The organism is Chryseobacterium endalhagicum (assembly GCF_016745235.1).
Taxonomy (GTDB): domain Bacteria; phylum Bacteroidota; class Bacteroidia; order Flavobacteriales; family Weeksellaceae; genus Chryseobacterium; species Chryseobacterium endalhagicum.
In genome coordinates, this window is the sequence record NZ_JAELVM010000005.1 from 68,999 (window position 1) to 91,533 (window position 22,535).

At 38.0% G+C, this 22,535-nt stretch carries 19 protein-coding genes; 4 read left to right on the forward strand and 15 right to left on the reverse strand.

Annotated features, from left to right (window positions below):
* Positions 1 to 40 precede the first annotated feature (40 nt).
* From JET18_RS21610 to JET18_RS21620, 3 genes are all read left to right on the forward strand, one after another.
* Positions 41 to 1,573, forward strand: a complete 1,533-nt coding sequence (locus JET18_RS21610; RefSeq protein WP_202094692.1) for a SulP family inorganic anion transporter — start codon at positions 41 to 43, stop codon at positions 1,571 to 1,573.
* Between the two features lie 620 nt (positions 1,574 to 2,193).
* Entirely contained in the window at positions 2,194 to 2,625 is a 432-nt protein-coding gene (locus JET18_RS21615; protein ID WP_202094694.1) for a transposase, read from the forward strand.
* 12 nt (positions 2,626 to 2,637) lie between these two features.
* Entirely contained in the window at positions 2,638 to 2,985 is a 348-nt protein-coding gene (locus tag JET18_RS21620) for a helix-turn-helix domain-containing protein (RefSeq protein ID WP_202094695.1), read from the forward strand.
* A gap of 18 nt (positions 2,986 to 3,003) precedes the next feature.
* Here JET18_RS21620 and JET18_RS21625 read toward each other — a convergent pair whose 3' ends face one another.
* The 5 genes from JET18_RS21625 to JET18_RS21645 form a co-directional block, all read right to left on the reverse strand.
* Positions 3,004 to 4,107, reverse strand: a complete 1,104-nt coding sequence (locus JET18_RS21625; RefSeq protein ID WP_202094697.1) for a serine hydrolase domain-containing protein — start codon at positions 4,105 to 4,107, stop codon at positions 3,004 to 3,006.
* 1,425 nt (positions 4,108 to 5,532) lie between these two features.
* Positions 5,533 to 5,754 (reverse strand): phosphate ABC transporter substrate-binding protein, encoded by a 222-nt coding sequence (locus tag JET18_RS21630; RefSeq protein WP_202094698.1) that lies wholly within the window; start codon positions 5,752 to 5,754, stop codon positions 5,533 to 5,535.
* A gap of 96 nt (positions 5,755 to 5,850) precedes the next feature.
* The gene (locus JET18_RS21635) at positions 5,851 to 6,372 is read right to left on the reverse strand and encodes a DUF6584 family protein (RefSeq protein WP_202094699.1); all 522 of its coding nucleotides are present in this window, start codon (positions 6,370 to 6,372) and stop codon (positions 5,851 to 5,853) included.
* A 506-nt stretch (positions 6,373 to 6,878) separates the two neighbouring features.
* On the reverse strand, positions 6,879 to 7,526 hold the full coding sequence (locus JET18_RS21640; RefSeq protein ID WP_202094700.1) for a hypothetical protein: 648 nt from the start codon (positions 7,524 to 7,526) through the stop codon (positions 6,879 to 6,881).
* Between the two features lie 112 nt (positions 7,527 to 7,638).
* Positions 7,639 to 9,156 carry a TROVE domain-containing protein gene (locus JET18_RS21645; RefSeq protein ID WP_202094701.1) on the reverse strand — a complete coding sequence of 506 codons (1,518 nt, stop codon included), beginning with the start codon at positions 9,154 to 9,156 and terminating at the stop codon, positions 7,639 to 7,641.
* 609 nt (positions 9,157 to 9,765) lie between these two features.
* On the opposite strand from JET18_RS21645, the gene JET18_RS21650 reads away from it, so the two are divergent.
* The gene (locus tag JET18_RS21650) at positions 9,766 to 10,212 is read left to right on the forward strand and encodes a VOC family protein (RefSeq protein WP_202094702.1); all 447 of its coding nucleotides are present in this window, start codon (positions 9,766 to 9,768) and stop codon (positions 10,210 to 10,212) included.
* Positions 10,213 to 10,247: 35 nt separating this feature from the next.
* On the opposite strand, the gene JET18_RS21655 is transcribed toward JET18_RS21650, so the two are convergent.
* The 10 genes from JET18_RS21655 to JET18_RS21700 all read right to left on the reverse strand — a co-directional run bounded on the left by JET18_RS21655 (position 10,248) and on the right by JET18_RS21700 (position 22,531).
* Entirely contained in the window at positions 10,248 to 11,591 is a 1,344-nt protein-coding gene (locus JET18_RS21655; protein ID WP_202094703.1) for an SWIM zinc finger family protein, read from the reverse strand.
* Between the two features lie 3 nt (positions 11,592 to 11,594).
* Positions 11,595 to 14,291: a DUF6493 family protein gene (locus JET18_RS21660; RefSeq protein ID WP_202094705.1), complete on the reverse strand. Its 2,697-nt coding sequence runs from the start codon at positions 14,289 to 14,291 to the stop codon at positions 11,595 to 11,597.
* Positions 14,272 to 16,821 carry a DUF6493 family protein gene (locus tag JET18_RS21665; protein ID WP_202094707.1) on the reverse strand — a complete coding sequence of 850 codons (2,550 nt, stop codon included), beginning with the start codon at positions 16,819 to 16,821 and terminating at the stop codon, positions 14,272 to 14,274. Before JET18_RS21665 ends, JET18_RS21660 begins: the two co-directional genes overlap by 20 nt.
* A gap of 498 nt (positions 16,822 to 17,319) precedes the next feature.
* Positions 17,320 to 17,871, reverse strand: coding sequence for a 3'-5' exonuclease (locus tag JET18_RS21670; RefSeq protein ID WP_202094708.1), 552 nt, complete (start codon positions 17,869 to 17,871; stop codon positions 17,320 to 17,322).
* Positions 17,872 to 17,981: 110 nt separating this feature from the next.
* Positions 17,982 to 18,524 (reverse strand): 3'-5' exonuclease, encoded by a 543-nt coding sequence (locus JET18_RS21675; RefSeq protein ID WP_202094709.1) that lies wholly within the window; start codon positions 18,522 to 18,524, stop codon positions 17,982 to 17,984.
* A gap of 136 nt (positions 18,525 to 18,660) precedes the next feature.
* A complete protein-coding gene (locus JET18_RS21680) occupies positions 18,661 to 19,236 on the reverse strand; it encodes a metallophosphoesterase family protein (RefSeq protein ID WP_202094710.1) in 576 nt (191 codons plus the stop codon).
* 225 nt (positions 19,237 to 19,461) lie between these two features.
* On the reverse strand, positions 19,462 to 20,406 hold the full coding sequence (locus JET18_RS21685) for an MBL fold metallo-hydrolase (RefSeq protein WP_202094711.1): 945 nt from the start codon (positions 20,404 to 20,406) through the stop codon (positions 19,462 to 19,464).
* A gap of 49 nt (positions 20,407 to 20,455) precedes the next feature.
* Positions 20,456 to 21,469 (reverse strand): RNA ligase, Rnl2 family, encoded by a 1,014-nt coding sequence (locus tag JET18_RS21690; protein WP_202094712.1) that lies wholly within the window; start codon positions 21,467 to 21,469, stop codon positions 20,456 to 20,458.
* Complete coding sequence (locus tag JET18_RS21695) at positions 21,466 to 22,038, reverse strand: DinB family protein (RefSeq protein WP_202094713.1); 573 nt, start codon at positions 22,036 to 22,038, stop codon at positions 21,466 to 21,468. Before JET18_RS21695 ends, JET18_RS21690 begins: the two co-directional genes overlap by 4 nt.
* A 127-nt stretch (positions 22,039 to 22,165) precedes the next feature.
* On the reverse strand, positions 22,166 to 22,531 hold the full coding sequence (locus JET18_RS21700) for a cyclic-phosphate processing receiver domain-containing protein (RefSeq protein ID WP_394369528.1): 366 nt from the start codon (positions 22,529 to 22,531) through the stop codon (positions 22,166 to 22,168).
* Positions 22,532 to 22,535: the final 4 nt, after the last annotated feature.

Below are 22,535 nucleotides of genomic sequence, written 5' to 3' on the forward strand. Positions count from 1 at the left end.
TTTATTGAGTGACGGGTGTTTTATAATATATCAATAGTTTATGGAAAACATATTATCTGGTTTTCAATCATTGCGTAATGTAAATTTTAAAAACGAAATTCTGGCAGGTTTAACGGTTGCTATGACCATGATCCCGGAATCCTTATCATTTGCGATTCTTGCCGGGCTGTCTCCCCTCACCGGTTTATATGCTGCTTTTTTAATGGGAATTGTGACTGCTGTTTTTGGCGGCCGCCCGGGAATGGTTTCCGGAGGTGCCGGAGCAACAGTGGTTGTTTTAATAGCCCTGGCTTCATCTCACGGTGTTCAGTATCTCTTTGGAGCGGTGATATTGGCCGGAATTATTCAGATACTGGTAGGAACTTTTAAGCTCGGGAAATTTGTCAGGCTTATTCCCCAGCCGGTTATGTATGGCTTTTTGAACGGTCTGGCTGTGATTATTTTCATGGCTCAGGTTGTTCAGTTTAAAATTGTAAAAGACGGCATCAGCACCTGGATGGAAGGTTCGGCATTGATGATTATGGCAGGATTAACAGCTCTTACGATTGGAATGGTCTTACTTTTTCCAAAGATTACCAAAGCTGTTCCTTCATCATTGGTTGCCATTATTATTGTTTCTGCCCTGGTTTATTTTTTAAATATCGACACGAAAAAAGTAATAGATATTGCTTCTGTAAGCGGTTCTTTACCTTCTTTTCATATTCCTGAAATTCCTTTCAGTATAGACACATTAAAAATTATTTTCCCCTACGCACTGGTGATGGCCGGTGTAGGACTTATAGAATCTTTATTAACCCTGAATATGGTAGATGAAATTACCAGCACCAAAGGAAAATCTGATCAGGAAACAGTAGCTCAGGGAATTGCGAATATCACCAACGGATTTTTCGGTGGAATGGGCGGTTGTGCCATGGTTGCTCAGACTCTGGTGAACATCGGGGCCGGTGCAAAAACCAGGATTTCAGCGATGGTGGGAGCTTCAACGATCCTTATCATTATTCTTGCAGGAGGTTCTGTTATTGAGCAGATCCCAATGGCTGCTTTGGTTGGGGTTATGATGATGGTAGCCATCAGCACTTTTGAGTGGGCTTCATTCCGCATCATCACAAAAATGCCCAAATCTGATATATTTGTAGGGATTTTGGTCGCCATTATTACGGTTGTGCTTCATAATCTTGCATTAGCTGTTTTGATTGGCGTTGTAATTTCAGCACTGGTATTTTCTTGGGACAGTGCGAAAAGAATCAGGGCCAGGAAATCCGTGGATGAGTCAGGGAATAAAGTATATGAAATTTACGGACCGCTTTTCTTTGGAAGCACAACAGCGTTTGCAGATAAATTTGATATTGCCAATGATCCTGATACCATCATCATCGATTTCAAGGAATCCCGTGTGGTAGATATGTCCGCCATTGAAGCCCTTAATAAAATCACAGAAAAATATAAAGCCCTGAACAAGCATGTAGTTCTTAAACATCTGAGCCCGGACTGCATCAAACTGCTGGAAAATGCCAGTGGTTTTATAGAAGTGAATATTCAGGAAGATCCTACTTATCGTGTAATGCCAAAATAATAGAGAGACCGTTTTAAAGACGGTCTTTTTTTTGGAAAACAGCATCAAACTGAATAGCCCTCAATCCGGATATTTTTCTTGATACGTTCATTCCAATATAATTTCGCTAACTTAAAATAATTCACATATATGTGTATTTAATATGTTAATTTTAATTAAATTTTATTTTTAAAGAGTATTTTTATCCATTTTTAAGAATTAGCTTCTAATTTTTATTTAAATTTGAAACCGAACAAACAAATTATTTGGTCTATTATATAAATCAAGAAAGAAAAATAATTGGTTTGCACTAAGGTCAATAGTTAAAAATATTACGGATAAAGCTGCATGAAAAAAGGTCTTACTAAGTCTATTATATAAGGATACAGTGGAGGGATATGGGAATATAAAATTCTTAAGACAAAATAACCTGAAAATCAAATTATCGGCAAACTTGCAAAAGAATGCCGGCCATACGAATACTGCATACGGCACTGAGCTTAATGTTCCCATTTGCTGCCGCTGAGATTGATTTTCTTTGCCTGATTTTATTTTTAGACGGTTTATGCATTCACTACCGGAATGTAATATCTTATCTATTCTCTTTAGTTCATGAATTTAACAAAAATAGTACGCAATACATGTTATATAAAGAAATTCATATTGGAAAGTTTATCAAGGAGATGGTTGATGAAAATGAGATACCCATGGAGAGGATCTGTAATTTTCTCAATAAGGATGAAGCGTTTATTGAAAATATTTACAACAGCAAATCCATAGATGTGGAACTTCTGCTGAGATGGAGCAAACTGCTGGAATACGACTTCTTCAGGCTTTACAGTTCTCATCTTATCCTGTACGCACCGCCGTCTGCTGTGAATAAGAACCAGAAAAAATCTGAAAAAATTCCTTATTTCAGAAAGAATATCTATACCCAGGAAATCAAAGATTTTATCATGAAAAGGATTTTATCCGGCGAGATGACGTATGGCGAAGTGATCAAAGAATATTCTATTCCCAAAAGTACGCTTCACCGATGGCTTCAGAAGAATAATGACAATACTAACGGATAAACAGAATTCAAGATGCGTCCCAATTACAAAAAGATATACTACGATATGCTGAGGCTGGAACATCCGGAAAAGCTGAAAGACCCCAAAATAAAAGAACTTTTGGGAAAACTGAATACCACGGAGGATATCCTGAATTTTAACGAAAAAATATTCGAACAATCGAAGGAAAGCCAGATCAATAACCAGAAGCTGAAAACCTATGACAAGAAAACCATGTTCAAGCTTTTGCAGTATCAGAACAAGCATGGATTTTCCACAAGTTATATGTCCAGAAAATATAAGATCAGCAGAACAACGATCATGAACTGGAAAAAAACTTTCGAAGAAGAAATAGAACAAGTAATAAATGCCGGCGAATAATTCACCGGCATTTTTTTATTATTTAAGCGATTCTATATAATTATACATGATTTCTGTTACCAGCTCTTCAAGGCTTGCTTCCTCACTGTTCACCAGTACGGCAATCGTAAGTTTCTGTTTGGGATATACCCGAAGCAATGATCTTGCCCCATTTTCCATACCGTTGTGTCCGAAAAAATAATTACCGTAAAAATCATGACTGGTCATAACTCCCATTCCATAGCTCGTTTTAGCTCCTGAAAATAAGGTCTGTGATTTTACTGCCGTATTAATGAAATTATTTGAACTGAAAATCTGGGACGGATAGAGAAAAGCATTCCCCAGCTTCAGCAGATCTTCCGATGTTGAAAAATGGCATCCCTGGGCATATTTAAATTTGCAGTCCATGTACGGAGCCACTTCATTATTTCCTTTGTTTTTATGATAAAATACAGCGGCATCAGGATATTCTTTGCCCTCATCTATTGTTGTGTTCTCCATGTTGAGCTTTCGAATAACGTATTCATGCTGGCATTCGTCAATAGGTTTTCCACATTTTTTTTCAATGACCAGACCAAGCAGCTTGAAACCGTAATTGCTGTATAAAAAATCGGAGCCGGGGCTGAATTCAAGCTCTTCACTTCCGAAAACCTCATAAAAATCTTTTTCAGAGAAATTATTGGCCTCGTCCCATCTTTCCCTGCCTGGATTTCTTTTTAATCCCGAAAGATGCCCTGCAAGCTGCCTTAAGGTAAAATCATATTTTTTCTTTGGCAGATTCTCAAGATAATATTGAGGTGTGTTATCTATATTTAAAGAGTTATTTTCTGCCATTTTCAACAAAGTAAGGGCGGTGATCATTTTTGTGATACTGGCTATCCTAAACTTTGTCTTGTCTGGATCAGCATTTATTTTGTTTTTAATATCTGCATATCCGAAACCTTTAGAAAAAATGGGATCTCCCATATAAGATACAGAAACAGCCATTCCCGGAATATCATGCTTTTTTATAAACCGTTCGGCTATTTTCTGCGTTTTTTCGTTTTGTCTGTCAAATCTATCTGTTTGTCCTGAATATGCAGCAGGTATCAAAAACAGCAGATGGAGGATTATGGTATTTCTTATTCTTAAATAGGGCAGCATGCGCAAAAATAGTTTAATTTCTGAAGAAATATAACAAAAAATGCCGGCGAATAATTCACCGGCATTTTGATTGTAAAAAGGTAATGGGCCAGGAAAACCGGGGCTGTCGTTTGCCGGATTCGAACCGGATAACCTTGCCGGAGTGATCGGCTTCGCTATTCCTCCCCAAAAGATGCTACGATGTATTTTTCCTGTACGACACTTTTATTTTTTAAAACAAGGCAACAGCTGAAAGTGTATAAGCGTGCTCTAACCAACTGAGCTACCCTTCCTATGTCAGACTGTGTTTTTTGTGGAAGAGACGGGACTCGAACCCGTGACCCCGTCGTGATGAGCGAAGTAACACTTTTCTACGGCACTTGTTTATATTTTTTAAACAGATAAGGAAACAGGCGAAAAGAGTCTGCTCTTTTCAGAGCGTCGTTCTTACCCATAACGGGCAGTGAACCGGCAATTCTACATCTGCGTGAGACTTCCGTTTTCCGGAGAAAACTTTTGCCCGGCCGGGTTTCAATCCGGCTTCGCTGGTTCGGTCGCCCGAATTACGCTACCTTAGGACCGTTAATACGAAGGAACCCTTCTCTACGACACTTATCTGCTGTTTTCTAAATTAAAAAGAGGCTAAAGGCGAAAAGACAGACGTGTACCTTTTTCCTTACTGTTATTCGGGGATATTACACTTTTCTTAGATTTTGACGTCTAATTTTTCATTCGAAGTAAGCCTTTTCTACGGCACTCTTTATTAAAATCAAGGTAAAAAATCCGGAATCTTTCATTTTCATCTGCTCTTCCTTATTGAGCTACAACCCCGTTTACAACGGGGAAGGCAGGATTCGAACCTGCAGCCTGATGACCCGCATCGAAGTATGATTCTGAGACGACACTTGACTTTTTACTTTAAAAATTCATTTTAAATTGAAGTTTTTATAATATTACTTTTTTTAAAATCAGGGCAATAATGAAAGGATGTTTTCCTGCGTTTTGCTCTACCTGCTGAGCTACAATCCCGTTTACAACAGGGAAGACAGGGATCGAACCTGCGGCCTAAACGTTTAACAATCGAAGTATGATCCTAAAACGACACCTGATGATTTTAATTTTTTTAAGCGGTTTAAATGCTGATTATGTTATGTTTTTATATTTTTTTAAATCAAGGTAATAATGAAAGGATCTTCCGTGCATTTGCTCTACCTGCTGAGCTACCTCTCCTTTTCGAGGGAAAAGGCAGGATTCGAACCTGCGACCCAATGTTTCTAAATCCCGAAGTATGATCCTGAAACGACACTTGATTATTTTTTAAGCAGGGCATTTGGTCAAACAGAAACTCAGGACAGAGTGATCCCCTTACACCATCTGTTTCCAGAACAGGATTCGAACCTGTATTGCTGCCACCCACCGAAGCAATTCTGTTTTACGGCACCTGCTTTATTTTTTCCAGCGGGTTTTTCTGTATTTCTTCCAGTTCCGCTGGTATTTTTCGTCATGGGAATTCACCGTTTCGAAACCGTGTGGAAAGCAATATGAACACCCCATTTCATTTCCATACAATAGTCTTGAAATCTGTATCCCGGAAATTTTCTTTGGAAAGTCAATGAGTTTGTATTCATTGATTCCAAAAGCTTGTCTTAATGTCTTATATTTTTTCATGTGTATTGGGAATTAACCTCAATACACTGCTTCTTTAAGACATGGTTTATACATTTTCATGGTTATTATTTTTTATATTCAGATCAAAAGATCTTTTTAATTTAATAATAATTTGATCAGTTCAAAAAGCTTAACAATTCCTAGAATCGGTATCAGAATTATTATTCCTATTAATAAGGCGATTCCAATTTTATTTAAGAAGCTCAATTGATGATCATCTTTTGATTCCTGTTTGTATTTCCGTTTATATTCAGGAATGTGATTGGTCTTTTTTAAGCTGTCATTTTCAAGATCTTTTAAAGCACGCTGCGCACAATCACTCAGGATATTTTTATCTCCTCTGAAGACAATATCTTTTAAAATAGCATTTCCAGAATAGCTTAATGAGCGTTTATAAATCTCAACTGCATTTTCCATTTCTTTGTCATCCGGCTCGGATAAAATCCAGAATTTACCAGCTTCATCCAGAAAACCTGCTTCAAAATAGATTTGTCCCAGTTTTTTCCTTAAAGACAAATCATCCGGAAACTGATTGATAAGATTTCTAAGTCTGTTACAGGCTTTTTTCTTTCTCCCTCCTTCAAGATCCTTTTCGATTCTGTAAAAGATATTTTCCATAATTATAATTAAAAACCAAGCAACTGGCCATAAGAGTTTTTGAATGTATTCAAATTGGAAGTTTGACGATGAAACTCTTCGTGTACGGCATTGGTTTGTTTTACCGGGCGATCCAGCGGAAAGACTCTGTTTCAAGTGAAAGTCGAAGAAGTTCTTTCCTTACGGCACCGGATTAATAACAATGCAAAGTTATTTCTATAGTGCGCATTCTTTTTACGCAGTGAATTTTATTTTTATGTGAATGTGTTTTTTATATTTTTTTGTCATTGCGAGGAACGGAGTGACGAAGCAATCTCGAAATCAGGATATTTGTTCGTTTTGCCTTGAAGCAAAAGAACCAAAAATTCAAGACTTGGAAACTCCGGCTAAAAATAATCTATACTCTCTAAAAATTCTAAAACTCGCGCGAATTATATATTGCTGTATGAGTTCAAATTTAGTCTCGCGCTCAAACAGTAGAATTTTTTTAACGTTCGCATAGTTTATTTTCTTCACGCCTCCATTTCCTAGGTCGTTTTATATAGTCCGGTCAACATTTCTGAGATCTTATCAAATTTTTTTACCTCCATCTTTTCCAGAATTTTTGATATTCTGTTTTTGAAATTAATGAGCTGTTTTTCTGCTTTCTCCAGTTCAATTTTCAATTCTAATTCATCAATTTCAAGAACTGGCTGTATATTTATTAAATCTTTTAGACTTTCATCTGAATAATCTGACAACTGAACCTTCCCATTCACTTTTTTATAAAAAATCCATGGATGACCAATCCATAGCTCATCCCATTCTTCGGTTTTATTTTCAAGAATTTTTTTCCATTCTTTAATATTTCCAATATCTCCACAACAGGTTGGTAACACCAATGCTTTGTTATTTTCAATCAGAGCAATTCCACCATCAAAAGACCCAATATTTTCAAATTCATCAAATTGAAATCCCTGAAGAATAATTTCTAAATTATTATCATCAATCACCTCTATATCAAAAAGATAAGAATCTTTATCTATTGGATTAAAATTAGAATTCAGACTAAAAACAGATTTTTGCCATTCCTTATACCAAATTTCAGAATCTGGAATATCAGAATTATCTGGTAATCCATATCCTTCTTTTGAATATTTTATTGGACAAATTTCTATTACATTAGTAAGTTTCATACTCTGAGAATTTTAGTTTGAGCTTTATTTAAACTATTCGCTTGTTTTGTCATGAAAGCCATTCATCAGTCATCATTAATCAATCATCGTTTATTATTAAAAGTAGTGCCTTTTACAGCACCACTTTTTTAATCATCTGAACCGCAGATTTTTTGTCTTCCAAAGCATTCAATACATCGAAAACTTTATCTGACCAGCCTGCAACCAGGTAAACATCATTTTTTTTGATATCCAGAGGTTGATTTCCGTAACCCGCCAGATCGAAAATATATAATTTTGCATCCGGAGCTATTTGCTTATAACGGTTCCAGGAATCTTCAAAAGAATGTCCGTTTCCTTTACTGTTCCACAATTGTGTGTCGGTAAACAACATGACTTTATCTGTTTTCTCTCTCTTTTTGATCAGATCTTCAATCACCAGATAACCGTTGGTAGAATAACCTACTTCTCCTTCACGCTTGTAAAACTCATTAACGTTTCTCAAAATACCATTTTTAGGCATCGGAACTCTCTTCCAGCTGTCACCGAACATGCCGGTGATCACATTTTTACATTGTGACTGTAAAATCATAGACATAAGCAAACCGATATCGTAAAGCAAGACTTTACTTTTCGGAGAAACAGGTTTCTGCATAGAGCCTGAAACGTCTGCTGCAATCACAACTGAAGTATCAAAACCAAAACCTTTAATGTTCTTCGCGCTCACCAAAACGGCATCTTCAAGAGCTTCCAATACAGAAGACAAGTAAGGTGACTTCATAGCTTTCAATTCTCTATACGCTGCCAAAAATCTGAATGGAAGCTGTTTTGAATTCATTACCGCTTTTTCATTGGATAAATAGCTGCAGATTTTAGACATCGCATCAGAAGACACTCCTGCTTCCAGAATATTTCTAAGGTTCCTCATGGTCGCCATATAACCCAGCTTATTGCTGAAGATCAATTCTTCCCATTTATTTTTGAAAGCCAGTTTCTTTTCTGCATCATCTGCAAATTTTGTCTGACCTAAAACAGAAAGTTCCACTTCCCATGTATAAGGAGTTTCCAAAGTATCACCCACAATTTTATTAAAAACGGCCTGCTGATTTTCATCTTTCGCCTTAGGATGTACCAGAAACAGGGCATCTTTCAGGGTCACCTCAGCTTTTCTGTTGTATTTTGCAAACTGATATTCATCAAATTTATTGAAGGACTTCGCCAGACCTTTCTGGATCTGCTTTGAAAGTCTGTTCAGTTTCTTCATTTCCGTTCTTTCATTAGTCATCTGGTAATATGCGAGAAGTTCCATGATTTCATCTGCTCTCTGAACAACACCATCCACTGTTCTGCTCACCAGATCAGTACCCGAGGCCTGTTTTGCCAGTTCTGCAGTCAGCACCAGCGGAATAGAACGCAGATACATATCTTTTCTTGCATACACCGCCAGTTTAGCTACAAATTCCGGATCGTTTTTTTTGATCAGAGACTGAATTCTTTCCAATCTGTCATTGCCCTTTTCATAAGAAGTATTGGATAATCCTGTTGTAACAACAGCACTATATAATTCTTCGGCAGGTGTCATCTTAAATGCTTTTGCACCTTCGTAGTTCAATACGGTATTTTTCTCTTTCTTTAAAAAATTAAATTTCATGAGTTACTGTTTTTTTTGTTAAACATTTTGGAGGATCATTCCTCTCTGATTTCTGATGCAAAGTAAAAACAGGATTGCGCAGTGTTTTTGCGTAGCAAATATTTTTTTAATTTTTTTAATTTTTTTTAAATTCAGGAAGATTATTATTTCTTAGAATGTTTTTTAATTTCCCACAGATTCCGCAGATGTACACAGATGATTGTGTTATTCGTGAAAACATTTGTGGTATTTGTGTTTAATTTAGAATTTAGCTAAAGCCGGATGCATGGAGTTTGTTTTGAAGGTTGATGTAAATTGTTTTGTAAATTCCATCAGATCTCACGGATACGCACAGATGATTGTGTTATTCGTGAAAACATTTGTGGCATTTGTGTTTAAATTTAGAATTTGGCTAAAGCCAATGCATGGAATTTATTTTTTGAAGGTGGGCTGAAGCCCACCCCTATTGAAAATTAATAGGATCTTCTTAATCCCTAATCCCTCAACCCTACTCCCTAATCCCTAGTCCTCACATACTTTTTGTCTATCACTCATTTCCACCAAAGAAATCACGAATTTTACCGTTCTCCAAATGCATTGTCTAGCTTTGCGTACATTAAAATTCAGATTATGATCAAGGGATTGTATGAAACCCATATTCAGGTGAGTCATTTGGAAAATTCGGTCAGATTTTATACGGAAGTATTGGGTTTGAGGCTGGCTCATAGAGATGAAAACCGCCCTATTGTATTTTTATGGATTGGGGAAGGGAAAGAATGTATGCTTGGACTTTGGGAGCAGAAAGAAAACCTTCAGCCAAGACATTTTGCCTTTTCAAGCAGCACAGAAGATATTTTGAATTATTCCGTAGATTTTCTGAAAAATAAAGACCTGAAACCCTATAATTTTCTGAAAGACGGCCTTGACCAGCCTATGGTTTTTGCATGGATGCCCGCACTGGCCATTTATTTTAATGATCCGGACGGCAATCAGCTTGAATTTATTTCCATCCTCGAAGGGGAAGGAAAACCGGAACTGGGTGTGGTTTCCTACGAAGAGTGGATAAAACAGCAATAAAAAAGCAGTTTACATTTAAAAACTGCCTTTTATATTTAGATCTGCACTAATTTCTTTACAGCGAGAACGTGTTTGCATGGTCCTCTTTCACCCTGATATTTACTGAACCATTCGCAGGTACAGCGTTCTTTATCATGATCGATGATTACGGTGTGATGTACGCCCGTTCCTTCTACCCTGGCTTCGGTTCTGGCGGTGTTTTTATTTAAAATCTCAACTTTCCCTTCTTCAATAAGCTTCTCAGCATTCTTCATCCGTGGATTTAAACCGATGATACGTTCAAGTTTAAAGGGCAGCCTGCGGTAGAAAAATCCTTTCTCCTCCAGATCATAGCCCAAAAGACCCATCGCGGTGAGCCTTCCTGTGAGATTGTCTGTTGTCTTTAGACTGATATTTTCCTCTAAAGCAAATGCTGACGGATTAAAAAACTGATTGGCATAGGCATATTTATCCAGTGCATCAATCCATTCATCGGAAATATCCTCAATCAGGCTGTCCAGCACGGCTCCTTCACCGGAAAACCCTCTCCAGGTTTCTCTTGACAATGAAAAACTGAACCTTATATTTCCCATATACAGCTGCCATGTGGTAGACTGCATATCCGAGTGCGGAAATACATTCATCTGGTCAATATAAGGAAGAAGTGGTTCCAGAAGACGCAGCCTGTGAAGTCCGCCGATGCAGACAGCATCCGCCGATTTTACAGGTGAGAACATAGGCTTATTTCCTCTGATAATCAAATAATAGTCTGATTTTACAGCGCCTTTCGGGATTCCCCTGAAGAGCTGCTGGGTCTGAATTTTATTGAAAGAATGAAGCTTTTGAGATTGAGACAGGTAAATCTGAACCGTACTCAGTCCTTTGATCCATTTTACTGGCAGCGGAACCTTGCGTTCCACTACTTTATGGTCTTCTTTGTAAAGCCCGACTTCTTTTTCGCCCACAGAAAGCATGATTCTCTCATTGGGACGGATGCTTCCCAGCGCCGTGATCATAGCCTGGTTAAAATCCACATTGGTGGTTCCGTTTTCCATAAACTCCCCGTGAACGCCCTCAGGGATTACATCTACCCTTGCGTACACGCCTGCACAATGCGAAAATCCTTCAAAGCGCAGTCTGCTGTTTCCGGCAGTCACAATGGGATCTTTAAGCAGTGCCATCTGAAAAGGAGACAGGTTAAAGCTGGATTTCACAATATTGGAAAGCGTGATCAGACATCTCGCAAGTATAAACGGCTGACAGACATCTCCCCAGAAAAAGCAGGGAGCATCCGTATTCTTCTGAATTTCGCTGTACTTGGACAGAAACAATGCTTCAGATGCCTCTTTTCTTATCAAAGACGATGGTCTCCGATAATTGTAAATAAGCGTATCTTCCATAATCTATTTTTTTAGAAGAAGATTGCAGATTTTTTTCAGACTGGAGTTTTCTTTCCAGGTATTCAGTTTTTCTTTTAAGTTTTTATCAGCCTCTGATTGGTTTAAGGCCAAAACCTCGTGGTAAATATCCAATATTTTTTTCAGATTGGTCACCGGAGTTTCCATCTGCAGAAGAATATGGGTCAGCAGATCTTCCAAAGCCTGATTATGGTCTTTGCTTACATTGAGCATCTGATGCTGTACAATATCCGTAAATCGTTTTATAGGAGCCCATTCCAGCTTTTCGTGGAGCCCGATTACCTGCCCCAGCGCTGCATTGTCCATTACTTTATGGGAAACATGTTCCAGCCAGATTTCAGCTGCTGTTCCGCGGATCACTTTGTCACCGTCCAGAAAAATAGTTCCTAAAAACAGAGATCCCATTGCATCCAGCGGTTTTTTCATCTGATGCAGTGCCTGTGCAGTGCTCAGTACAAGATTTCTTTCGTAAACCTCGGCAAGCCCTGAATAGTACAGGCAATATTTAATGATCTTCGCAAAAATATTTCCAGGGGTATTGGGAAAGCTCCAGATAAAAGAAGCGACCTCAGGAAAATGTTTCTGCTCTGCAACAAAATATTCCAGGAAAAGCGAATGTTCTCTTTTTTTCAGGTGGTATTTCGGAACACTGATATTGAGCTCAACGGGATAGTAAGAATTCTTTTTGCTGTCGATGGTTTTCCAGGTATAAACTCCGGAAAGAAACTCTTCAGGAATGCCATCATAGCCGAAGTCTTTAAATTCATCAAAAACTTTTCCGGGCGAGCATGTAATTCCAGCCGTCATCCACCATGAAGGATGTTCAAATTTCCCTTTCGGAGCCTTATTTTTACTGAAAAAGAAAAGAAGCAGATCTTTATATTCTCCTTTTAATTTTTTTCCCGCCAATGCTAAGGCATCAGAAGTTTTTTCCAGTGAACAACGCTGCAATGCAAGCTGTATATCCAGATCTTCAGGTTCTGTATTCGTGTTCTGATAAATTTCCAGTCTTTCTACAAATGCTTCCGGGCTTATCCAGCACGGTTCATGGGTTATTGTAGACAGCAGCGGGGTTGCATCTCCCGATATGATTTTATCAAAAACATGGACTGCAATTCGCTTGAAAGGTTCCATAGCCAAACCTCCCGCATAGGTATCTTTTAGAGGGCCCAGTTTCTTATAATAACTGGAATATACTTCTCTTGTAGCCTCATCTTCGCTGGTTCTTTTATATATTTTTTCCAGATTCTTAAGCTGAACCGGAAATTTTTCCAATAATAAAAGTCCGTAATTGATGATCAGATTGCACAACAGGACATTAAAATGATGAACCTCCCATTTTGCAATGGTTTTACAGGCTTTTTGAAATACAGGTTCAAAAAGTTTTACAGATTCTTCATCCGTTTCATTTCCAAAACGTATAAATCCATCCAGGGCCAGATCATAATAATAAGTTCCCGGATTTTCTATGGCCTGGGGAAGAAAAAACATCAGGTCTTCAAAGCTCTCAGGCTTCTGAACCCTGCTTTCTTCGCTGATCAGTTCCAGTTTTTCCGGCTCTACACCATCCAGTTCCAGCTGTCTGCTTTCTATGTACTGAACCAATCCCGGTCTTACATTAGCCAATATATTATCCGCATAATGAGACAGGGCTTCCTTTATTTCTTCGGAAACGGGAATATATTTCAGAATGATTTTCGCTGCTTTGGTCTGAATGCTTTCATCTTTGCTTACAAATGCTGCACTTAATGCCAGGCCCAGATTCAAAGTATCTGTTTTTCTTTTCTGAAAAATTCTTTCTGTAACCGTAAGGCTGGCTGCCACTACCGTTTTCACTTCGGAACTTAACAGATTCGGAAGAAAATGAGAAAACTCTCCGGTTCTGAATGCCGGATCAGTGACTACTTTTTTCAAATGAGCCAGAACAGTATTCACCGCCTTCGACTGTACAGAAGCCAGCCCTGCCATCAGTTCGTCCTGAAGCATGATCAGTTCCTCATCAGAAGGCTTTAATGCATTGAATGCATCCATGAACCATCCGGTCACATTTTTATTAAAATTCCTGTTAGCCGCAAGAAGGCATTCTTTGAGAAATCTTTTTCTTTCAATTTTATTTTCTGTGATCAGCTTCTGAACCGTCGGAAACCACTCTCTTGTAAAAGGAAGTGACTTCGATGGAAATTCACACAGATACCAGAAGTGGGTTTCAAGCGTATCGGGATTTTTTTCCAGATCATACGGCTGAAGGCTTAAGTGATATCCGAGCAGCTCCGGTCTGGGCTGTACATAGCCTTTTTCTGCCCATCCCAGAATATCCTGATAATTAAATGCCGTAAATTCCGCTTCTATAGAATCGTTGATAAAGTCTGAAAACCAGGGCGGACATCCCCATTCCAGGATCTTTCCGGTCTGTTCTTTGTCTCTGAAAAAACTCCAGTAATTTTTCCCGTAATGCTTCTGATCCATGCAGACAAATGATGCAATATCAATGATTGAATGCTGGTCTGCAGAACCGGCAGTATGGTAGGAGTTTTTCGTCATTACAATCTTACTGATCTCCCTGTCCAGCTTTTTTATGGTAGGGATCAGGGCTTTCCTTTCTTCCGGGCTGAGCTGCTTCAGAAAGGGTATAATCTCATGTGCTTTTTCCTCATTAAGGATCTCATAAAGTCTTTCTTTCATTTGTTTTTAATTTGATAATAATTTTTTTCAGGTTATTTTCGTTTTGCCATTCTTTTAGCTTTACGGCAACAGCAGAATCAGTTTTGGCCTGATTAAGATGCAGCAGTTCATCATAAATCTCCAGAAGTTTTTTAAGATTAAAAACAGGTTGATTTACTGTTGTGAGAATGGATATTAATAGTTTTTCAAAAGCCCGGTTATGACTGGGATTCAAGCCTGTAAAGGCCGTAAGTCCATCTGTCAGTCTTTTAACGGGGACAAGTCCGAAGTTGATCTTTTCACCGATCATTAATCCTAATGCTGCGGTGTCAAAATCATCCGAAATTATCTTGCCAATAAGCGCTTCAAAAGCCGTACCAGAGAAGGTTTTATCTTTACTGAACATACCGGCGGAAAGGAATAAATAATGCATTTGCTGCCAGGGAAGATCCAGCTGCATCCACGCATCTAAAAATTCCGTATTGGTCCGGCTGTCATATTGATACACTGAATTGGACAGTGTTTCGTTGTATTTTTTAGCAAAAACAGATCCCGAAAAATGGGGAGCTGTATGTAAAATCCGGATCAGATCCAGATCATAAACTCCATGGTATGAGTTGAATAAATGTTCCAGAAGAGAACCGTCATCCGGAACAGCTTTATTTTCAATGGTCACTGTAAGTTCAGGAATTTCTTCTGCCACATATCCTTTATAGATCTTGCGGGTTCCGGTTTTTCTGTCAAAATTCCCTTCAAGATAAGATTTTTCATATCTGCCAGTAAAATATTCAGGATCGAAAAGAGGTTCAAGCAGTTTATAATAATCTTTACTAAGTTCTTTCCGGGCGTATTCCTTTAATTCTTCCAGCTGATGGTTTTTTACTCTGAGTATTGCTCTTTCGAGATCGAAAGGAACGGGAAACTCTTCGTTAGTCTGGTATATTTTTAACCGGTCAACAAGTACATGCGGATCAATCCAGCACGGTGTCTTGTCCGGCAGTGAAAGCAACGGGAGCTTTTTCCCTTTTTTTAAAAGCTCAGAAATTCCCAGAAGCAATTGCTGATAGGCTTTAAAAATGAGTGGAGTGCGTTTTCCAACCCAGTTTTCAAGGTCCGGAAATTCTTTTTTCGCTTCAATGAGTACCGGAGATGGCTTTTCTCTTTTCATCAGACCATAGGCCACAAAAAATGAGGCATACAGATGATGCATTCCTGATCCTCCTTTAATTTTAAGAGCCGCTTTAAAAGCCGGATCCAGCTGTGTTATATGTCCGGGATTAATCTCCGGATTCAGTCTCATCAGGACATCAATAAAAAGATCAAAATCATTGGGGTTATTGTGACTGAAAACCTGTGGAGCAAAAAACATCAATTCTTCCACGGTTTCAATGGGAGAAACGGGTTGAGAGACATGCCAGACGGTAGATTCCGGATGTTCATCTGTTTTATCTTCCTTCTGATTTTTTTCGCTTAGCAGGAATTTGTCAAGCAATAACACAGCATCTGAAAGAAGTGATCCCGCATAAGACTGTATTTCGTTTTTGATATGTTCAGAATCAGGATCAGCATATTTTGCAATGATCTTTGCCGCTTTTATCTGGATCGCGGCATCTTTATTCAGGAAAACCGGCATCAGGAATAAGCTTATTGTTTCCCCGTATTTTTTATTATTCTTTGCTATTTTCTCAAGAGACTGCATCAGGGCATTCAGTACAGTTTTCACCTGAATACTGGCTAAAGGCGCAATTGCATTGAGAAAATCATCATTCTTAAAATCTTTTTCCGTAAGTATCGGACTTAAAATTTTCAATACCGGAACAAAAAGAGAATGTTGAGTAGCATGGAAAATAGAAAACAGCTGATCCTGAAGTCCTAAAATTTCAGAATGTGCTGGTTTCAGATCAGAAAAAAGTTCCAGAAACCAAATATTATGGTCTTTCGAGAAATTTAAACTGATGGCATTCAAGCATGACTGCAAGACCCGTAAACGTTCCAACTTATTTTCGCCAACCAGATGATTTACAATAGATTTCCAGTTTTTTTCGCTGTTAGGATTAGCCGTAATTTCGGAATTATATTGAAACAAAAGCCAGATGTGAGCTTCCAGTGTTTCCGGATAAGTAAAAAGGATTTCTTCCGTTGTATGCGTTGAAAATATGGATTCTGAAAGCAGATGGGCACAGACTTCATCCCTTAATGTAAGATAGCCTTTCTTCTCCCACTCTATGACTTTGAGATAGTCTATATTCCTTAAAAAAGGATAGGAATTTCCAATCCATTCCGGGACATAGGATTCGAACAGCTCATCAACAAAACTGACTGGTAATGCATAATAGCCGGGAGCCTGTTTTTCATATTGATCCTGAGTAGGGCTGGATGCCAGAAGGGCAAGCATAGAGACGTGATTATGACCCCAGTCTTTATTTAAAAATTTCTTTAAAATGACTGCAGTTTCTTTCTTCTCTTTTGGGGTCAGCTTTTTAAGAAAAGGAATTATTTCTTTGATTTTATAATTTAAATAAATCCTCTTCAATTCATCTTCAATAAGCATAATTCCAATCTTGAGCGACTAAAATAACAAAAAAATGAGTGTCAGAAATTAAATTATCCCTTTAAAGTGAGTTTTTTAACAAAAAATTATGCTTTCTGGAGCAGTTTCGCAGGCATTTCTGAATAAAAGTTAAAAAGAATTTTTATATTGTTTCTGAAAAAAGAGCCATAATTCTTTATTTTATGGGATGCTGCTTTTTGAAATTCTTTTGTATGAAAAATAGTTTTGTGGAAAATTTCCTGTGCTTGCTTCAAACCTTATAGGTTTCGCGTTGGGATATCAATGGTTTGTTGGTGTATCGCGAAGGCGCAAAGCTTATGATGCTGGAGTTTTTTAAGGCGCAAGAAAATCAGAGATTTTCAGCAATTCTTTACGTAAGATTTTGTTAGGATAATTCTACTCCGGATACATTCTTTGTTTTGGGGATGAGTAGAAATAAAAAACTCCCTTTTTGGGAAGGGAGTCGTTGTTTACATCGTAAAATTTATTGGCCTACTTTTAAGCTTTATTTAAGCACCAGTGAAGGATTTTCGCGATATTCTTCGCATCGTCCACACCTCTGTGGTGGGTACCTTCGAGTTTGAGATTCAGCTCGCCCAAAGCTCTGCTCATACCCACACTTTTTCTCACGGTTGGATGGAGCTGGCCGAATAATGTTTTCACATTGATATGGTCATCACTTAACGGATAATCCACATTGAATCTTCTGGCCTGATCCTGCAGCATATTCAGGTCATAGTTTCCGTAGCTTGCCCAGGTAAGGTCTTCGGAGTCATATTCTGCACGGAGGATATCCAGCGCATCTTCCAGCATAATGCCTTCATTATCCAGCATGCTTTGCGTGATGGACGTGAGTTCTGTACAGAAAGGGCTTACCTTCGAGTACTGGGGTTTTACCAAAATCCCTTCATTCTTTGAGACCTTGCCTGTAGCAGCATTCATAATGCATACTCCAATTTCTATGATCTCGCTTTCCTGGCCTCTCGGCGGTCTGTCGTTCCAGCAAGTGGCTTCCAGGTCTATAATTAATATATTTTCTGTTGTTTTCATTTGTTTAAAATTTAATGTTTTAAAAGAAGGAAGATGGGAACTGGAGGAAGAAAGTTTAAGGTATACTTTATTCACTTCTCTCTTCCGGCTTCAAACTTTCCTCTTAGGGATTACTCCAAAATCTTCCTTAAAATTTTGGCAGCATTGTAAGCATCGTCTGATCCGCTGTGGTGGTTTCCTTCAAAATTCATATTCAGATGATCCAGAGCTCTTCTCAGTCCAATCATTTTGTGAAGTCTGAAATGGCCTCTGAACTCTTCCATGATATTCAGATAATTTCCGTCAAAAGGGTTTTCTATTCCCAGCCAGTCGCACTGCTCGAAGATCTGCTCTTTATCGAAGTTTCCAAAACCCGCCCAGGTAAGTGTTCCGGGATTGTATTCTTCTATAATTTTTTCGCAGGCTTCTTCGAAATAGATTCCTTTTTCTTCAATCAGCTCCGGAGTGATTCCGGTAAGTTTTGTACAGAAATCGTTGATCTCTGATCTTTCAGGGATTACGTAGATGCTTTGTTTTTGGGAAATGGTTTTTGACTTTAAATTGAGCCTGCAGATCCCTATTTCTATAATATCAACGTTCTGGCCAATGGGAATCCTGTCATTTTCCCAACAGGTCGCTTCCAGATCGATGATTAGTATTTCGTTTGTGTTCATAGTTTTTTTGTAAAATGTAAAAAAGTATAATGTATTCATGTAAAAAGTAAAATGTATTCATGATGATGGCAGTTTTTTGTGTCACTGACCGCCACTCATCACTCATCACTCATCACTTATCACTCATTCTCATTACTTATAATTCTTTGTTCTCTCTTGCTCCAAACGGCGGCGTCCATTTTTTGCGCTTCATAATTTCTTTAACTTCTTCGTAGGAAATCGGATAAAAATCGTGGCAGTCTACGCCTACATCAAAGCTTAGTGCCATTTCATCATCCGGCAATGTTCCGTGTGAATGGCCGTAAAGCTGCCATACCCCGCGGTGTGAGCCGTTCCAGCTGCGCATGGCGTAATGCAGGAGAATAATTTTCTGCTTGCCATTGGCATTTTCAGACTCATCAATTTTTAATTCGTGGTAATCCCTTATCGAATCAAATCGTTTGGGATAGGTAAGCGCAGCACCCTCATGGTTTCCTTTGATCAGATGGATATTGCCATTCAGCCTGTCCAGGATTTCTTTGGTGAAATCAGGTTTTCCCAGACTGATATCGCCAAGATGGTAGACTGTATCGCCGATACCGATCTTTTCATTCCATCTTTTAATCAGTTCTTCATTCATATGGTCTAGGGACTCAAAAGGCCGCTCTGAGAATTTTATAATATTGGCATGACCGAAATGATGGTCAGCTGTAAAAAATATATTAGGTTTCATTTTTTTAATAATTTTTTTGTTTAATTTTTACTACGTTTTTCCCACGGATTACACAGAATACACAGATGTTCTGTTGATTTGTGTAAATACTTGGTGGTACTTGTTTAAAAAAAAGACCGTTTTCTTAACCACGGATTGCGCAGATTTTCACAGATGATTGTGTTTATTTGTGAAAATTATTCGTGCTATTTGTGTTTAAAGATGCTTTGTAGTTTTAATTTTTAATTAATTTTCGCGAAATGCTTTATAAAAAGCAGTTTCAATTTCACTGACATCGTTTTCCGCATATCTTCTTGAAAAGTGAATAGGAACGGCATCTTTCACCCGACAGTCTTTCATAATCTGTCCTGACGCAGAAGCAAAACTGTGATAATTAAGCTTCGCCAACTCCTGATCCGAATCTTTATAAAAACTCTCAATATAAACGAGGTCTGCCTCGCTGAATACTGCTTTTATTTTTTCATAATTTTCTTTATCTGCTGCATGATCCATGATTACCCCAAGCCTGTAACCGTGGTTTTTCGTCAGTAAATAAAACAGATCAGATGCTTTGTACACCGTTCCTTCAATCTCAATTTCTTTATCTTCATCATTATTTTCAAAAGCTGTTTTCAGTTCGCTGATCCATTTTCCTTTTCTGAAACCGGAAGCCTCTTCATGAAAGGTTACTGAATCTTTCTCGCTGAACAGATAAGCGATGGAATCTGTTTTATGATCAAGAATTGCAAAGTTTACATTCACCTGATCATCTTCAAAAAGAAAGTTCTGAGTCTTCACGAATTCCAGATTCCAATGCGGAGGACGGATCACATATACATTAATCTCTTCAGGAGAAACAATTTCCCTGATTTCATATTCAATGGCTTTTTCATCGATCAGGTTCCATGTGTAAGATTTCAACCGGGATTCAATCTGATGGTGGATATTTTTCGGTCCGCAGATGACCACTTTTTCTCTGCTTCCGATCTGATGTCTGAAAATTCCGTCAAAATTTGAAAAGTGGTCAATATGCGTATGGCTGATGAACACCGCCGAAAGTGACTGTATTTCTTTTACTATCAGCTGGCTGGCTTCACCGCAATCGCACAAATAATGCTTTCCTGAATTGGTGATTTTTATTAATATGCTGATGTCTTCTCTTAAAAGACTTTTTATTTCTGCCTGTATCATTTTTCTTCGTTTTTAAACATAAAAAAGTTCCGGTAAAATATACCGAAACTTAAACTTTAAGAGTCATAAACTCTTCTTTTATACAATCAATTACCAAAGTATTCAACTTTTTATTGATCCTTTTCTGCTCTTCTTTTTCTATGCTGCCAAAAGCCTCAGGAAAATCTTTTCCGAAATCTTCCAGAATATCCTGTGCAAAAAGACCTATAATTCTGCCCATCATCCTGGGTTCAAATTCGCCTGTTTTGCTTACTACATTATTCAATCTGTTCGCTGTCGCATATTTCTGGATTTCTTCCCAAATATTCTGAGCTGTTTCACTGAAATGCACCTGTTCCTTCATGGGTCTGTCTTTTTTAACCATTTTGGATTTTTCAGTCCACTTTTCGTTCTTATTTTTCAGAATGACTCTTGAACCGTTTCCAAAATATCTGGTTTTCAAAGTTTTGACAATGGTTCCTTCGCAGATATTGTTTTCAATTTCAGGCAGGCCAAGCCATCCCGGAATTTTAGTATCAAAAACGTTCGGAAACTTCAAAGCTTCTTCCAAAGTGCCCTGAAATAATATTTTAGCATAGAAAAATCCGGTTTCCTCAAAAATTTGATTCACCCTATCGGTATCCAGATAAGTAGTTCCGTTCAGCTTAATATCGAATCCATAAAATTCGTTATGAGGTGCGTATTCAATGCCTTTTTGTACTTTGATAGCATCTTTTACGGGTGCTACTTCTTTATGTTTGTAGCCACCTCCGAATAGTTCCCCATAAATCACTACGGTTTCCAATTCCGGATGAATGTTTTTTACTTTTTGGAACAAATCCATTACATTTTTTCTGTAACGTTCTAAAATATGGTGTGCATTGTAGAATTTCTCATCTTTTTCAATGAAAGCGGTTCTCTTACCGATTTTAATTTCCTTTCCGTCGGTAAAGAAAGAGAAATTAGCCCCGTGAACCTTTTCCTGCACAATGAAAACCTCACCCCCAAAACCCTGAAGTCTGATCTGTTCGATCATACGGGCCTGGTAAGCGTTTTCTATCGTGTTATATGTTTTGAAAATCATTTTTTTAAATTTTTAATCGTTTCTGACTCATTATTCTTCATTTGAGTAAGGTGTCGCTGCGAGTGAAGTGAAAGGAAATAAATGTATTCATACACATTGATTTTTCCCAGGTCATTCACCGTCATTGTTGTTTTACAAAGGAGACCTTCGCCGTTTTTCATGAGGTTTAAATAATCTGAACACTGGTGATACTGCTGGGCCATTAAATTTCTGATTTCATTCAGGTTTAACACTCCTTTCGGCTCCATATGTTCCGGTCTTATCCATTCGAAGGCACCATGTTTCCCTACTTTCTCAAATTTTTCATGATCGAAACTGTAGTTTTTTATTTCGGAATCCAGATCAAGCTCAAGATGATTCCGCATTGCTTTTTTTGAACCTTTTTCAATGAGAATGAGCAAATAAAAGTTCGTAAGATAAATATGTTCCAGAATCTGCTGAACGGTCCAGCCTCCGTTTGAAGGCTTGTGGTCCAGTGTTCTCTTATCTTTATCAAACCATCTGTCTACTTCATCAAAACTGAGTTTCAAATGCGTTTTTATATCCTGAATGAATCTAAAAATATCCATAACATTTTTGTATAGTTTTTAAGATCAATCATCTTCAGCTTCTTCTTTTCTATCATCTTTGATATGATGATGGTGCAAAGTAAAAAAGTAATGACGCAATCTTTTTGCGCTGCTCTGAAAATATTGATTACAATTGTTTAAAATTTTCTAAAAGGCTTAGAATATTTTCCTTTCCTACGGGATTCATGGAATGACAGTAGAATTTGGGCAGATCTAAATAATGATCCATACAATATTCTACCAGCCATTTGGCGCAGTCATATCCGGTTTTTTCAGCAAATGTATTGGTGTCCGGTTCCAGGTAATGTTCATCCGCCAGATCATGATCAAAAGATATCATTTCCGGAAGTCCTTTTTCCAGAATCCTGTTGACAAACTGCTCGTAATTCCGAACAATATGCCAGTCTTTTCTGAGGAAAATACCCTGTCTGGTATAATGATACGCCTCAATGGGATATCTTATATCATCCAGAAATAATAATCTTTTGGTCATTTCC

What these genes read in the sequence shown, in the direction of transcription:
- JET18_RS21610 (WP_202094692.1), top strand. Translation starts at nt 41, where the DNA reads ATGGAAAACATATTATCTGGTTTTCAATCATTGCGTAATGTAAATTTT.
- JET18_RS21615 (WP_202094694.1), top strand. Translation starts at nt 2,194, where the DNA reads ATGTTATATAAAGAAATTCATATTGGAAAGTTTATCAAGGAGATGGTT.
- JET18_RS21620 (WP_202094695.1), top strand. Translation starts at nt 2,638, where the DNA reads ATGCGTCCCAATTACAAAAAGATATACTACGATATGCTGAGGCTGGAA.
- JET18_RS21625 (WP_202094697.1), bottom strand. Translation starts at nt 4,107, where the DNA reads ATGCTGCCCTATTTAAGAATAAGAAATACCATAATCCTCCATCTGCTG.
- JET18_RS21630 (WP_202094698.1), bottom strand. Translation starts at nt 5,754, where the DNA reads ATGAAAAAATATAAGACATTAAGACAAGCTTTTGGAATCAATGAATAC.
- JET18_RS21635 (WP_202094699.1), bottom strand. Translation starts at nt 6,372, where the DNA reads ATGGAAAATATCTTTTACAGAATCGAAAAGGATCTTGAAGGAGGGAGA.
- JET18_RS21640 (WP_202094700.1), bottom strand. Translation starts at nt 7,526, where the DNA reads ATGAAACTTACTAATGTAATAGAAATTTGTCCAATAAAATATTCAAAA.
- JET18_RS21645 (WP_202094701.1), bottom strand. Translation starts at nt 9,156, where the DNA reads ATGAAATTTAATTTTTTAAAGAAAGAGAAAAATACCGTATTGAACTAC.
- JET18_RS21650 (WP_202094702.1), top strand. Translation starts at nt 9,766, where the DNA reads ATGATCAAGGGATTGTATGAAACCCATATTCAGGTGAGTCATTTGGAA.
- JET18_RS21655 (WP_202094703.1), bottom strand. Translation starts at nt 11,591, where the DNA reads ATGGAAGATACGCTTATTTACAATTATCGGAGACCATCGTCTTTGATA.
- JET18_RS21660 (WP_202094705.1), bottom strand. Translation starts at nt 14,291, where the DNA reads ATGAAAGAAAGACTTTATGAGATCCTTAATGAGGAAAAAGCACATGAG.
- JET18_RS21665 (WP_202094707.1), bottom strand. Translation starts at nt 16,821, where the DNA reads ATGCTTATTGAAGATGAATTGAAGAGGATTTATTTAAATTATAAAATC.
- JET18_RS21670 (WP_202094708.1), bottom strand. Translation starts at nt 17,871, where the DNA reads ATGAAAACAACAGAAAATATATTAATTATAGACCTGGAAGCCACTTGC.
- JET18_RS21675 (WP_202094709.1), bottom strand. Translation starts at nt 18,524, where the DNA reads ATGAACACAAACGAAATACTAATCATCGATCTGGAAGCGACCTGTTGG.
- JET18_RS21680 (WP_202094710.1), bottom strand. Translation starts at nt 19,236, where the DNA reads ATGAAACCTAATATATTTTTTACAGCTGACCATCATTTCGGTCATGCC.
- JET18_RS21685 (WP_202094711.1), bottom strand. Translation starts at nt 20,406, where the DNA reads ATGATACAGGCAGAAATAAAAAGTCTTTTAAGAGAAGACATCAGCATA.
- JET18_RS21690 (WP_202094712.1), bottom strand. Translation starts at nt 21,469, where the DNA reads ATGATTTTCAAAACATATAACACGATAGAAAACGCTTACCAGGCCCGT.
- JET18_RS21695 (WP_202094713.1), bottom strand. Translation starts at nt 22,038, where the DNA reads ATGGATATTTTTAGATTCATTCAGGATATAAAAACGCATTTGAAACTC.
- JET18_RS21700 (WP_394369528.1), bottom strand. Translation starts at nt 22,531, where the DNA reads ATGACCAAAAGATTATTATTTCTGGATGATATAAGATATCCCATTGAG.